This window comes from Aciditerrimonas ferrireducens (genome assembly GCF_023130475.1).
GTDB lineage: Bacteria > Actinomycetota > Acidimicrobiia > Acidimicrobiales > UBA8190 > Aciditerrimonas > Aciditerrimonas ferrireducens.
The window spans coordinates 135082-147620 of the sequence record NZ_JAKHEX010000002.1 but is presented as its reverse complement, the minus strand read 5'-3'; the positions used below and the strand labels follow the sequence as shown (position 1 = coordinate 147620).

Genomic DNA, 12539 nt, shown 5'->3' with positions numbered 1-12539 from the left:
TCAACCCCCCGAAAGGGCGGGCTCACTGCAACATGGGCTTGCCGACCGGGGCGAGCACCCGACCGGTCATGCCGTTGATGACCCCGGCCGACGAGGTGTACCAGGCGACCACCGCCGTGATGACCCCCACGATGCCCCCCGCCTTCACGATGTTCGTCTGGGCCTCGAAGTTGCCGATCACGAGGAGCACCTCGGTGATCTCCAAGGTCAGGAACACCGCGAAGACCGCCTTGTTCACGAACAGGCTCCACAGGAGCATGTAGGTGTTGAAGAGCAGGAAGGCCAGCAGGATCCACGCCAGGTCGTTGTCGATCTGCGCCGGGGTCGCCTTGTCCGCCGGGATGACCACCAGGACGTAGATGCCGAGCCCGATCCAGAACCCGCCGTAGGTCGAGAAGGCGGTCGAACCGAAGACGTTGCGGTTCCGGAACTCCCACATGCCGGCCAGCAGCTGGCAGAGCCCGCCGTAGGCCAGGGCGTAGCCCAACCAGGCGTCCGTCCCGTTCGTCCAGCCGGCGTTCTTGGCCGACAACAGGAAGGTCGTGAGCGCGAAGGCCGCCAGCCCCAGTGGCGCCGGGTCCGCCGGCGGCGGCAAGGCGGTGATCGCCGTGGGCTGCGCTTCCCGTTGGCTGCCGACGTCCATGACCGATGCCATGTCCCCTCCCCTTCGTTCGGGCGCCGCTCTCCCATGCCCTCCCCGGACCCGAGCAGCGCGTGCTTCGGCGCCCTCATGGTGGACCGGTCGTCCGCGCCCCACAACGCTCGGCGTGGAGTTCTCGACGAGCGGCAGGTCCTCGTCGACGAACGGTCGTTGCCAGGCGACGAGCGGCCCGCCCGCGAGGACTGCAGGTCGCTGGCCGCCTGTGCCACACTGCGTCCTGTCGTCACCCGCCGCGCGCCAACGGTGGCGGGTGCCATGGAGGGGAGCTGAGGGGGAGGACCATGCGGGTCGTCCTGTGGGTGGCACCAGCGCTGCTGCTCGTCGGCCTCGTCCTCGTGCTGCGCTTCGTGGTCCGGGGCGGCCGTCACCTCGGCACGCCAGGGCAGCGAGCCACCTATGCCGCCCTGCGGCGCGCCAACCTGGCGACGCCGGCGCTGCGAGCCGGCTTGACCCCGACGGCAGCCAGCCGGGTCGCGCCCCACCTTCAGGCCCTCCTCGGGACCCCGGGCGTCCTGTTGGCCGACGGCGACGGGGTCCTCGGGGCGGTCGGGGTCGACGAGGAGCACGCGAAGCTCCTCGAGCCCCATCTGGCCTCGGTGCTCCAGACCGGCCAGCCGACCATCCTGCCGGCCTCGGCCCTGGCCTGCCGGCGTCCGGCCGGCTGTCCGCTCACCGAAGCGGTGGTCCTCCCGCTGGCAGTCGACGGGCGGGTGGTCGGAACCCTGGCCGCCCTCGACGACTCGGCCCCGGCCGGACTCCTCCGGCTCGGCGGCGAAGTGGCCCGGTTCGTGGCGACCCAGCTCGAGCTGGCCGAGCTGGACCGCTCCCGCGAGCGGGCCGCCCGGGCCGAGCTGCAGTTCCTCCGGGCCCAGATCTCCCCCCACTTCGTCTACAACGCCCTCACCGCCATCGAGTCCTACGTCCGTTCGGACCCCGACCGGGCCCGACGCCTGCTCGTCGGCTTCGCCGAGTTCACTCGGGCCAGCTTCAAGAGCCACGGGCAGTTCACCACGATGGCCGAGGAGCTCCGCCTGGTCGACACCTACCTGGAGCTCGAACGGGCCCGCTTCGGCGACCGCTTCGACGTGACCCTCCGGGTTGCTCCCGAGACCTTGAGCGTCCGGGTGCCCTCCCTCATCCTGCAGCCCATCGTCGAGAACGCCGTCCGCCACGGCCTCGAGCCCCGCCGGCGGGGTCGGCTCACCATCACGGTCGAGGACGCCGACGCCGAGGCGGTCGTCTCGGTCGACGACGACGGCGTGGGCACCGACCCGACCCGTCTGCAGCGGATCCTCTCGGGCACGGCCGACGAGGGTTCGGTCGGGCTCCGCAACGTCGACGAACGCCTCCGGGCGGTCTTCGGCGACGACCACGGCCTGGTGGTCGAGACGGGCATCGGCGCGGGCACCCGGGTCTCCCTCCGCATCCCCAAGTTCCACCTGGCCACCGCGCAGGTCTCGTGAGCACGGACCTGACCGCCGTCCCGACCCCCGGCGGGCTGCGCGTCCTGGCCGTCGACGACGAGGCCCCCGCCCTCGACGAGCTCGGCTTCCTGCTCGGCCGCTCCCCCCACGTCGGCCGCGTGGCCCTGGCCTCCGACGCCACCGAGGCCCTCCGGGCCCTCCAGGACGAAGCCTTCGACGTCGTGGCGCTCGACATCCGCATGCCCGGCCTCGACGGGCTCGAGCTCGCCCGGGTCCTGGCCCGTTTCGCTCGCCCGCCGGCCGTGGTCTTCGTCACCGCCCACGAGGCCTACGCGGTGGACGCGTTCGCGGTGGACGCCGCGGGCTACCTCTTGAAGCCGGTCGACGAGGACCGTCTCCACGCCCTGCTGGACCGACTGGCCCGCCAGCGGCCCTCGGCCGGCCCGGGCGGGCCCTCGCCGACCCCCGAGGAGGGTAACCTCGAGACCATCGCCGTCGACCTCCCCGGCCGCACCGTCCTGGTGCATCGGCGGGAGATCGCCTGGGTCGAGGCGGCTGGCGACTACGTCCGCCTGCATCGGCGGGCCGGCGAGGGCTACCTCGTCCGGGTCCCCCTCGGGCTCCTCGAGGAGCGCTGGGCCCCCCACGGTTTCGCCCGGATCCACCGCCGCTTCCTCGTCCACCTGCCCGACGTCACCGAGCTGCGGGTCCTCGACGGCCACGCCACGGTCCTGGTCGGGCCGACCGAGCTGCCGGTCAGCCGTCGGCACCTGCGGGACCTGCGGGAATGGCTCGCCCGGGCGGCCCCTCGGAGCCATCGGTGAGCCCCGGCCCCCGACCGCCCGGGCCTGAGGAACCGCAGGCCACCGTCGCCCGACGAACCGTGGTCCGGGCGACCGTGCCCCGGCCGGGCCGGCGCCCGGCCGGGCCGCAGGTGGCCGACCTCGACGGCCGCAGCGCGTACGGCCCGGCCCTCCTCCGCTCGCTCCTGCGGGCCCAGTTGGCCACCACCATCGCCGTCCTGGCCCCCGCCGGCATCCTCGTCGCCCTCTACCCGCTCCTGGCCGTCCTCTTCCCCCCGGTGGCCACGGCCACCGTCGGCCCCCTGCCCCTGGCCGCCGTGGTCCTCGGCGGGGGCATCTATCCGCCCCTCGTCGCCCTCGCCTTCTGGTACGCCCGGCGGGCGAGGCGGGTGGAGGAGCGCTTCGCCGAGATCCTGGAGGAGGGCTAGTGGTCGAGCCCGTGGCCGTCGGCGCCGTCGTCGCGGTGGCCCTCGTCACCTTGACCCTCGGCGCCCGGGGGGTCCGCGTGTCCCGGACCCCGGCCGACTTCCTCGTCGCCGCCCGCCAGGTCCCCCCGGTGACGAACGCGTCGGCCATCTCCGGGGAGTACCTCTCGGCCGCGTCGTTCCTCGGCATCGCCGGCCTGGCCCTCCAGACGGGCCTCGGCGCCCTCTGGTACGCCGTGGGCTACGCCGCGGGGTACCTGGTCCTGTTGGCCACCGTGGCCGCCCCCCTCCGGCGCTTCGGGGCCTACACCATCCCCGACTTCGCCGAGGGCCGGCTGGACTCGGCCCTGCTGCGCAAGGCCGCCACTGTCATGGTGCTGGTCATCTCCCTCTTCTACGTCCTGCCCCAGCTGAACGGGGCCGGCATCACCCTCCAGGAGGTCTTCGGCTCGCCCTACTGGCTCGGGGTCGTGGCGGCCGGCAGCGTCGTCACCCTGGCCATCGCCAGCGGGGGCATGAAGAGCATCACCGTCGTCCAGGCGTTCCAGTTCTGGCTGAAGCTGGTCGCCCTCGGCGTGCCGGCCCTCCTCCTCCTCACGCTCGTCCGCCATCCCCCGCTGGCCCAGGTGGCCGGCCCTGCCCCCGCGGTCTTCCCCCGCCGGACCCTGGTCCGCTTCCCCAGCGCCGAGGTCCTCCATGTGGCCCACCCTGTCCTCGTCACCGCCCGCGGCCTGGTCGACGGGGTCCGGCGCCACGGCCCGCTGCGGCTGGCCGGCACCGTCCGGGTGGGGGCTGGCGCCGCGCTGACCTTCCCAGCCCACGCCCCGGCCCCCGCCGTCGGCTCGGCCCCGGCACTGAGCGGCCGGGCCTGGAGCCTGCCACTGGTCCGCATCGACGGCCGCCTCGACCACCCCCTGGCCGCCACCTACGGCGTCATCGTGGCCACCTTCCTCGGGGCGCTCGGCCTGCCGCACATCCTGGTCCGCTTCTACACGAACCCCGACGGCCAGGCCGCCCGGCGGACCACGACCTACGTGGTCCTCCTCCTCTCCGCCTTCTACCTGCTTCCCGGCCTCTTCGCCCTCCTCGGGAGGCTCAGCGCCCCCGGCCTCTACCTCTCGGGCCGCTCGGACGACGTCGTCCTGGCCCTGCCCCACCTCGTGGCCGCCGGGGCCCTCGCCCGGGCCCTCGGCGCCCTCGTGGCCGCCGGGGCCTTCGCCGCGTTCCTCTCCACGACCTCGGGCCTGGTCATCGCCATGGCCGGGGCCCTCTCCCACGACGTCGTCCGGGGCGGCACCACCGCCTTCCGGGTCGCCGCCCTCATCGTCGGCACCCTGGCCACCGTCGGCGGCCTGGCCGTCGGGGACTTCTCCATCAACATCCTCGTCGGCTGGGCCTTCGCCGTGGCCGCCTCCTCGTTCTGCCCGCTCCTCATCCTCGGCATCTGGTGGCCCCGGCTCACCTGGGTCGGGGCCCTCGCCGGGATCGCCGTCGGAGGCGCCGCTTCCTCCGGGGCGGTGCTGGCCACCATGGCCGGGGCCGGCAGCCGTGGCTGGCCGGCGGTGCTGCTCGGCACCCCCGCCATCTGGACGGTGCCCCTGGCCTTCCTCACCATGGTCCTCGTCTCTCGGGCCACCCCCCAGGCCCTCCCGGCCGACGTCACCGGCAAGCTGCTGGCTCTGCACCTCCCCGAGCACCTCCGGCCCGGCCGACGGGCCGAGGCACGCGAAGGCCGGACCGAGCGGGTGCCGGCGTCCTGAGACCCGGCCGACCCCCGCCAGCCCGGCCCGAGGACTGGTCGGGCGCGTGCCCAGCAGCGAGCCTTCGCCCTACCCTGAGGAGGCGGTGAGCACCCCGACCACCAGCCCCGCTCCCCTCGTCGCCCGGCTCCTCCAGCGGGCCAGGGTCGACTTCCCGGCCCGTCCCGCGCCGCCCCGCACCCGTGCCGTGGTCCTCGCCACCGCAGTGGCCGCCCTGCTGTCCCTGGCGGCCGACACCGGCCTGGTGGCCGTCGGCCACGCCGCCTTCCCCGCCACCACCCACTACAGCCACTTCGCCTTCTGGGACTACGGCAGCCTCACCGTCCTCGGGGTGGCCGCCGCGGGGGCCGCCTGGGCCGGGGTGGCCCGCATCTCCTCCGAGCCCCGCTGGCTGCTCGGCCGCCTCGCCGTCGTGGTCTCCGCGGTCCTCCTCCTGCCCGACCTCTGGCTCGTCGGGGACCACAACCCCATCGGGGGCGTCGGGATCCTCATGTCGATGCACCTGGTCATCGCAGTCATCACCTTCGTCGCCCTCGTGACCCTCGCCCCGGCCGGTCGGCCCGGGCCGGCCGACACGCCGGGGTCCCCGGCCCCGACGCTGCCCCGTCGGGCACCCGAGCCCACCCACCAGCTCACCCCGACCGGCCCCGGTGGTCGGCTCTTCGAAGGCCGGGTCCTCTGGACGGCGCTCCTCGCCGGTGTGCTGGTCGAGCTCGGCCTCGGGGCCGCTGCCTTGTTCGTGGCCCCCCTGGGCCGCCCCACCGGGCTCGTGCCACATCGCGGCCAGCTCGCCTACCTCCTCCACGCGGTCATCGGCATCGTCCTGGCCGGCCTCGCCCTCTGGGCGTGGTCCGCCAGCCGCCGCCTCCCGAGCACCGGGAGGCACCGCGACCGGCGCCTCGGGGCCAGCCTCGGGCTGGTCGGCCTCCTCCTGGCCGGGCTCGGCGGGGCGGCGACGGTCGTCCACGGCTCGCTTCGGGTGGTCGGGCTCGGCCTCATGCTCCTCGGTACCGTGACCGCGCTCCTCGCCTACTCCCTGCCCCTGGTCGGCCCGGCCCTGGACCCCACCCAGCTCCTCGTCGCCACCGCCGACCACTCGAGGCCCGCGGCCCCGGATCCGGCGCCCGGGAGCGACGTCGGGCGGGACGCCAGCGCGACGGGGAGCACCGACCAGGACACGACCGCCACCGTGGGTCCCACGGAGCCGGCGGCGAGCACCTTGCCGCCGGGCTGGGCACTCGCCGCCCCCTCACCCCGCCAGCTCCGCAAGGCTGCTCGCCGGGCCCAACGGTCTTCGTGAGCCACGGCCCTGACCACGGACAGCCGGGAGCACCAGGGGCGGCAGGACCCCCACCGCACACCGCTGGCCTCGGGTTCTCGATCCGCGAAGCCGCTGTCTCGAGGTCGAGGAGAAGATCGAACGTCTCCAAGGTGCGCCAGGCGGTCGGCTGCAAGACCACCTCCAGCAGGGCCTTTGTCAACCCCGTGCCGCCGGCCAGGTCGCACGGCAACCAGCTGCCGGCGTGGCTGACGACCCCTTGGCGCCGGCAGTCACTGACAGGCGCGGACGTGTCGAGGGAGCGCTCGCCTGGGACCTGCCCTCCGGGGTCGGCGAAAGGGTTGTTGCCAGACACCGTTTCCGCCCGCCAGGAGGGCTTTTCCGTGGGATTCCGCCCGCGTTCAGCTCCGAGTTGCTGACGCGGTCCGATTCACCGTCCCCCTGTCGCGATCGCAATCGCTACCCTCAGCCGTCACCGACCGTCGGACGACCCGACCGGGACCGCGGGTCATCGGGTCGCCGGCAGGCCAGCTCGTTCGGCAATACCGGGTATACTGCGCAGGTGGCCAAGGTCATGGTGTCGCTGCCCGACGATCTCCTCCAGGCCCTGGACAGGGAGGCGAGCCGGCGCGGCACGACCCGGAGCGGCTATCTCCGGGAGCTGGCCGAAGAGGCGTTGCGCCGGAGGAGTGCCCGGCGCGCCGAGCGGATGGCTGAGATCGAGGCTATGGACGGCCCGCTCAGGGGCCACGGCGGCGGTGCGGCGGGCCTCGTGAAGGCGAACCGGCCCGAACGGTGAACCTCTGGCTGCTCGACGCCAGCGTGCTGCTGGCGAGCGAGGACCCCGACGACGAGCACCACGACGACTGCCGTCGGCTCCTGGCCGGTGCCGATCCCCTCGCCACCCTCGACCTGGCCTTCTATGAGGTGACGAACGTCGCCCTTCGCTCGTGGCACGACCGCGCCGCGGCACGTCGGCTGCAGGCACGCGTGAGCGCGCTCGGCGACGACGCCGGACTGGTCCGAGCCAATGCCCGACTGCTCGAGGACGCTGCGGCGATCGCTGACACGCACGGCATCTCGGTCTACGACGCGGCCTACGTTGCGGCGGCGCAAGCCACACGTGGCCGACTCGTGAGCTGCGACGAGCGCGACCTGGTGTCCCGTGAGCTCGCCGTGTTCCCCCGCGTCGCCGTCTGGCACTCGATGAGACGGCACGGCCCGTACCCCGGCAGCCACTGACCCCACCCGACCCGATCGGCCCGGTTCGTCGCGTCGATCCGGTGGGGGTGGAGGGACTCGAACCCTCACTGCGAGCGGTTTAAGCGCCCTGCCTCTGCCGGTTGGGCTACACCCCCGTGGCGCCCATCGTGGCAGGCCGCCGAGGGCCCGTCGAGCACCGGCAGTACCATCGAGCCGTGGCCGAGGCCCGACGCCAGGGGGAGCCAGTGGAGGCGAGCCTCGTGCCCCTGCCCCGGACCGATCCGCCGGCCGATCCCGGTCCAGCGGTGGCGGTCGAGGACCCGCCGGCCCCCTTCGAGGGGCAGCGGCGGACCGACGTGGACCACTGGGGACGCTCGGAGCGGGTCCGGCAGGTGGCCCGCACCCTCTTCGCCCCGTTCTACCGGCACTGGTTCCGGGTCGAGTGGGAGGGCTTGGAGAAGGTCCCTCGACGGGGCGGGGCCCTGCTGGTCGCCAACCACGCCGGGGCCATCCCCTCGGACGCCCCGGTCATCATGCACGGCATCGAGGAGGAGCTCGGCCGCCCGGTCTACGGCATGGCGGACTTCTTCTTCCGGCAGGTCCCCTGGGTCGGGACCCTCTGGTCCCGGGCCGGTGGGCTCCCGGCCCACCCCGAGAACGCCCTGCGGCTGCTGCGGGACGAGCAGCAGCTGGCCCTGGTGTTCCCCGAGGGCACGAAGGGCCCCTCGAAGACCTTCACCGACCGCTACCAGCTCCGCCGCTTCGGCCGGGGCGGGTTCGTGGAGATCGCCATGCGGGCCGGGGTCCCGGTGGTGCCGATCGCCGTGGTGGGGGCCGAGGAGTCCATGCCGATCCTCTTCCGCCTCCCGACCCTGGCGAAAGCCCTCGGCCTGCCCTACTTCCCGGTGACGGCCAACATGCTGCTCCTCGGGCCTCTCGGGGTCGTCACCTACCTGCCCGCCAAGTTCCGTCTCAGGGTCCTGGACCCGGTGGTCTTCGACGTGCCCCCCGGCCAGGACCGCTACCGCAAGTCCCTGGTCATGGACGAGGCGGAGCGGATCCGCCAGCAGATCCAGGACGCGCTCCACGAGATGCTCCAGGAGCGCAAAGGCGTCTGGTTCGGGTGAGCCGGTGGGCCGACGGATCCTGGTGACCGGCATCGACACCTTCTGGGGTGGCCGCATGGCCCAGGCCCTCGAACAGGACCCCGAGGTGGAACTGGTGCTCGGATTGGGCCGAACCCCCCCGAGGGTCCGCCTGGAACGGGCCGAGGTGGTCCGGACCGACCAGGCCTACACCCTGCTCTCCCGCATCGTCCGGGCCACCCAGGTGGACACCGTGGTCCACACCTTCTTGGTCGTGGACTCCACCAAGGCGTCAGGACGGGCCCTCCACGAGATCAACGTCATCGGCACCTTGAACCTCCTCGCCGCCTGCAGCCAGCCCGAGGCCGCCGTCCGGCAGGTGGTGGTGAAGTCCTCGACCCTGGTCTACGGCGCCTCGCCCCGGGACCCGGCCTGGTTCGACGAGGACCACCCGCGGGTCGCCCAGGCGGCCACCCGCCTCGAGCGGTCCCTGCTCGAGGTCGAGGGCCTGGTCCGGGACTTCGCCGAGGACAACCCCGGCATCGTCGTGAGCGTCCTGCGCTTCGCCAACGTCCTCGGCCCGAACATCACCACCCCGCTCAGCACCGGCCTGGCCCGCCGGCTCGCCCCGGTGATCGGCGGTTTCGACCCCCTGCTGCAGTTCGTCGAGGAGCACGACGTGGTCCGGGCCCTGGCCCACGCCACCACCGAGCGCCTTCCCGGCACCTACAACGTGGCCGGCGCCGGCAAGGTGCCCTGGCGGGAGGTCCTGGCCACCTGCGGCGCCCTGCCCCTCCGCCTCCCACCCCTCGGCACCCAGCTCGCCGCCGCGCCCCTGGTCCGCCTCGGGGTCCTGGAGTTCCCCCCAGAGCTCGACGCCCTGCTCCGCTACGGCCGGGGGGTCGACGGCCGGCGGTTCGAGGCCACCGGCTTCCGCTACACGGCCACCACCGCCGGGGCGGTCGAGCGCTTCGCCCGGGCCCTCCGCCTGCGCCGCTCCGTCGGCCAGGAACCCCCGGGCTACACCTACGAGCAGGACGTCGAGGAGTTCTTCCGCCGCTCCCCCGCCGTCGTGGTCCGTCCCGAGGGGGTTCCGGCGGGCCCGGCCCGTTCCCACCAGCGCTGAAGGGGTCGGTCCGGGGCGAAGGCCGGGCCTGGTGGCACCTACGCCGCCCAGGCCTGCCAGAGGTCCGGTCCGCGCTCCGCCCACTCCTCAGCGGTCATGGCGTAGCGGACGTGGTCCTCCCAGCGGCCGTCGATCTCGAGGAACCGCACCGCCACCCCCTCCTCGCGGATGCCGAGCTTCTCGACCACCCGCCGGCTCCGCCAGTTGCGGGGCACGATGGCGATCTCGACCCGGTGCAGGCCCAGGTCCTCGAAGGCGAAGCGCAGGACGACGACGACCGCCTCGGGCACCAGGCCCTGGCCGGCGTAGGCCTGGTCGACCCAGTAGCCCACGAAGCCGTTCTGGAAGGGGCCCCGCTGGATGGAGGAGAGGGTGATCTCCCCGACCAGGCGGTCCCCGAGGAAGATCCCGAAGCCGTAGCCCCCGCCGAGCTGGCGTTCCCGGGCCCGGGCGGCGCAGCGGGCGGCGAAACTGGCCCGGTCCTCGCTGGCCGGCGGGGTGCCGGCCGGTCGCGGCTCCCAGGGCACCAGCCACTCCCGGCACCGCTGGCGGATCTCGAACCAGGCCGGGTAGTCCCGCTCCTCCAGGCCCCGCAGGAGGATCCGCCGACCGCGCAACTCCCCGGTGGCGCTCCGACCCAGCCGGCCGATCACCGTCCCAGGACCTCCCCGAGGGCGGCGAGCACCGTCTCGACGCTCCGCTGGCGAGCGTTGTGCCCCATGCAGCCGATCCGCCAGATCTGCCCGGCCAGCTTGCCGGCCCCGGCGCCGATCTCCACCCCGTGCTCCTCGAGGAGCCGCCGCCGGACCCCTTCCTCGTCCAGCCCGCCCGGCAGGTCGGCCGGGACCTTCACGGTGACCAGGGACGAGAGACGGTGGCCCTTGGCGGCGAAGAGCTCGAGGCCGAGGGCCTCCAGCCCGTCTTGCAGCGCGCGGCCGGCGGCCTCGTGGCGGGCCCAGCTGGCCTCGAGCCCCTCGGCCAACAGGGCCTGGAGGGCGCCGTGGAGGACCTGGACCATGAGGACCGGGGCGGTGTGGTGGTAGGCCCGGCCGCCGCCGGCCTCCACGTAGCCGGCGATGAGGTTGAGGTCCAGGTACCAGGTCGGGGGCCGTTCCCGCAGGGCGGCCCGGGCCCGCGGCGACACGGTGATCGGCGCCAGGCCCGGCGGCGCCCCCAGGCACTTCTGGGAGCAGCTGTAGCAGACGTCGGCCCCCCAGCGGTCGACCTCCACCGGCACGCCCCCGAGGGAGGTCACGGCGTCCACGACGAGCAGGGCCTCGCCCTTGCCTGCGGCGACCGCCGCCACGTCGTTCTCCACCCCCGTCGAGGTCTCGGCGTGGACCACGCAGATGATCCGAGGGGCGGGGTGGGCCCGCAGGACCGCATCGGGATCCAGGGGCTGGCCCCAGGGGGCCTCGACCCGGACCACCTCGGCGCCGAGCCGCCCGGCCACTTCGCAGAGCCGCTCGCCGAAGAGCCCGTTGACCCCGACCACCACCGGGTCGCCGGGTCGGACCAGGTTGGCCAGCGAGGCCTCCATGCCGGCCGACCCGGTCCCCGAGAGGGGCAGGGTCAGGCTGTTCTCGGTCCGGAAGACCTGCCGGAGCTCCTCGCACGTGGCGTCCAGGACGTCCAGGAAGGCCGGGTCCAGGTGACCCAGCATCGGGGACCCCGCCGCGGTGACGGCGCCCGGGTAGGGGTTGGACGGGCCGGGGCCCATGAGCAGGCGGTCCGGGGGGAGCGTGGCCACCGCCCGATGGTACCCGGGGGTCCCCGGCGAGCGCCGATCCGGTTCCCGGTCGAGGGGGCCGGCTCCAGGAGGTGGGCTCAGGGTCCCGGGGGACGGGCCGACGACCGGCGGAGCGACGCCACGAGCCCGTCGAGGATGTCCTCCTCGGAGGCCAGGCAGGCCGCCTGGTCGAAGACCGCGAGGGCCTCCGCCAGCACCAGGGCCCCCCCGACGATCACGTCGGCCCGGCCCTCGACCATGCCGGGTTCCCGACGTCGGGCGGCGACCGGCTCCCCGGCCAGCCGGGCCAGCCACGACTCGACCTCCTGCCGGCTGATCCGCTGGTGGTGGACCAGCTCCCGGCGGTAGTGGCCGACGCCGCGGGCCAGCATGACCAGGGTGCTGACCGTGCCGGCCAGGCCCACCAGGGTGCCGCCGGGGGCCGGGGTCGGGAGGACCTCGCGGGCGGCGCCGAGCACCGCTCGCACCTCGGCTCTGGCGGCGCCGAGGGCGGCGGCCGAGGGGGGGTCCTCGGCCAGGAACCGCTCGGTCAGCCGGACGCAGCCGAGGTCCACCGAGACCGCCCGGACCGCGTCGGGCTCCTCGGGACGGCCCACGGCCAGCTCGGTGGACCCGCCCCCGATGTCGACCACGAGCACCGGCCCGGCGGCCGCCAGGTCGGGGGGCAGCTGGGCCGTGGCGCCCTGGAACGACAGCCGCGCCTCCTCCTCGCCGCTCAGGATCTCGGGGTCCACCCCGGTGGCCTCGGCCGCGGCGGCCAGGAACGCGGCGGCGTTCTCGGCGTCCCGGGCCGCCGAGGTGGCGGCGAGCCGAGCTCGGGTGACCCCCAGCTGGGCCATCTCGGCGGCGTACTGGCGCAGGACGGCCACCGTCCGCTCGATGGCCTCGGGGGCGAGGCGACGGGTCCGGTCCACGCCCTGGCCCAGGCGGGTGACGGTCATCCGGCGGGTGAGGACCCGGCCGTCCTCGTCGACCACGAGCAGGCGGGTCGAGTTCGTGCCGCAGTCCAGGGCGGCCAGCACC

13 protein-coding genes and 1 tRNA gene are annotated in these 12539 nt (G+C 74.5%); 9 read left to right on the top strand and 5 right to left on the bottom strand.

Annotated elements, in window-relative coordinates; genetic code table 11:
- Window positions 1-22 precede the first annotated feature (22 nt).
- A complete protein-coding gene (locus tag Acit_RS02725) occupies window positions 23-655 on the bottom strand; it encodes an acetate uptake transporter (protein ID WP_248105442.1) in 633 nt (210 codons plus the stop codon).
- Window positions 656-942: 287 nt separating this feature from the next.
- Between Acit_RS02725 and Acit_RS02720 the strand changes: the two genes are divergently transcribed.
- The 7 genes from Acit_RS02720 (at window position 943) to Acit_RS02685 (ending at window position 7594) form a co-directional block, all read left to right on the top strand.
- Entirely contained in the window at window positions 943-2124 is a 1182-nt protein-coding gene (locus tag Acit_RS02720; RefSeq protein WP_248105441.1) for a histidine kinase, read from the top strand.
- Complete coding sequence (locus Acit_RS02715) at window positions 2121-2909, top strand: LytR/AlgR family response regulator transcription factor (RefSeq protein WP_248105439.1); 789 nt, start codon at window positions 2121-2123, stop codon at window positions 2907-2909. The genes Acit_RS02720 and Acit_RS02715 overlap by 4 nt, the downstream gene beginning before the upstream one ends.
- Entirely contained in the window at window positions 2906-3316 is a 411-nt protein-coding gene (locus Acit_RS02710) for a hypothetical protein (RefSeq protein ID WP_248105438.1), read from the top strand. The genes Acit_RS02715 and Acit_RS02710 overlap by 4 nt, the downstream gene beginning before the upstream one ends.
- Window positions 3316-5073 carry a sodium/solute symporter gene (locus Acit_RS02700; protein ID WP_312709235.1) on the top strand — a complete coding sequence of 586 codons (1758 nt, stop codon included), beginning with the start codon at window positions 3316-3318 and terminating at the stop codon, window positions 5071-5073. The genes Acit_RS02710 and Acit_RS02700 overlap by 1 nt, the downstream gene beginning before the upstream one ends.
- A gap of 85 nt (window positions 5074-5158) precedes the next feature.
- Entirely contained in the window at window positions 5159-6373 is a 1215-nt protein-coding gene (locus tag Acit_RS02695) for a hypothetical protein (RefSeq protein WP_248105437.1), read from the top strand.
- Between the two features lie 541 nt (window positions 6374-6914).
- Window positions 6915-7151, top strand: coding sequence for a ribbon-helix-helix domain-containing protein (locus tag Acit_RS02690; protein WP_248105436.1), 237 nt, complete (start codon window positions 6915-6917; stop codon window positions 7149-7151).
- Window positions 7148-7594 carry a PIN domain-containing protein gene (locus tag Acit_RS02685; RefSeq protein WP_248105434.1) on the top strand — a complete coding sequence of 149 codons (447 nt, stop codon included), beginning with the start codon at window positions 7148-7150 and terminating at the stop codon, window positions 7592-7594. The genes Acit_RS02690 and Acit_RS02685 overlap by 4 nt, the downstream gene beginning before the upstream one ends.
- Before the next feature lie 42 nt (window positions 7595-7636).
- Here the strand turns inward: Acit_RS02685 and Acit_RS02680 are convergent.
- Window positions 7637-7710 (bottom strand) — tRNA-Leu (locus Acit_RS02680).
- A 60-nt stretch (window positions 7711-7770) separates the two neighbouring features.
- On the opposite strand from Acit_RS02680, the gene Acit_RS02675 reads away from it, so the two are divergent.
- Together Acit_RS02675 and Acit_RS02670 are read left to right on the top strand one after the other, a co-directional pair.
- Window positions 7771-8682 (top strand): lysophospholipid acyltransferase family protein, encoded by a 912-nt coding sequence (locus Acit_RS02675; protein WP_248105433.1) that lies wholly within the window; start codon window positions 7771-7773, stop codon window positions 8680-8682.
- Between the two features lie 4 nt (window positions 8683-8686).
- Window positions 8687-9766 (top strand): NAD-dependent epimerase/dehydratase family protein, encoded by a 1080-nt coding sequence (locus Acit_RS02670; protein WP_248105432.1) that lies wholly within the window; start codon window positions 8687-8689, stop codon window positions 9764-9766.
- A 38-nt stretch (window positions 9767-9804) separates the two neighbouring features.
- Here the strand turns inward: Acit_RS02670 and Acit_RS02665 are convergent, their stop codons facing one another.
- The 3 genes from Acit_RS02665 to Acit_RS02655 form a co-directional block, all read right to left on the bottom strand.
- Complete coding sequence (locus tag Acit_RS02665) at window positions 9805-10419, bottom strand: GNAT family N-acetyltransferase (RefSeq protein ID WP_248105431.1); 615 nt, start codon at window positions 10417-10419, stop codon at window positions 9805-9807.
- Complete coding sequence (locus Acit_RS02660; RefSeq protein ID WP_282436116.1) at window positions 10416-11486, bottom strand: pyridoxal-phosphate-dependent aminotransferase family protein; 1071 nt, start codon at window positions 11484-11486, stop codon at window positions 10416-10418. Before Acit_RS02660 ends, Acit_RS02665 begins: the two co-directional genes overlap by 4 nt.
- A gap of 107 nt (window positions 11487-11593) precedes the next feature.
- The gene (locus Acit_RS02655; RefSeq protein WP_376746002.1) at window positions 11594-12535 is read right to left on the bottom strand and encodes a Ppx/GppA phosphatase family protein; all 942 of its coding nucleotides are present in this window, start codon (window positions 12533-12535) and stop codon (window positions 11594-11596) included.
- Window positions 12536-12539 lie beyond the last annotated feature (4 nt).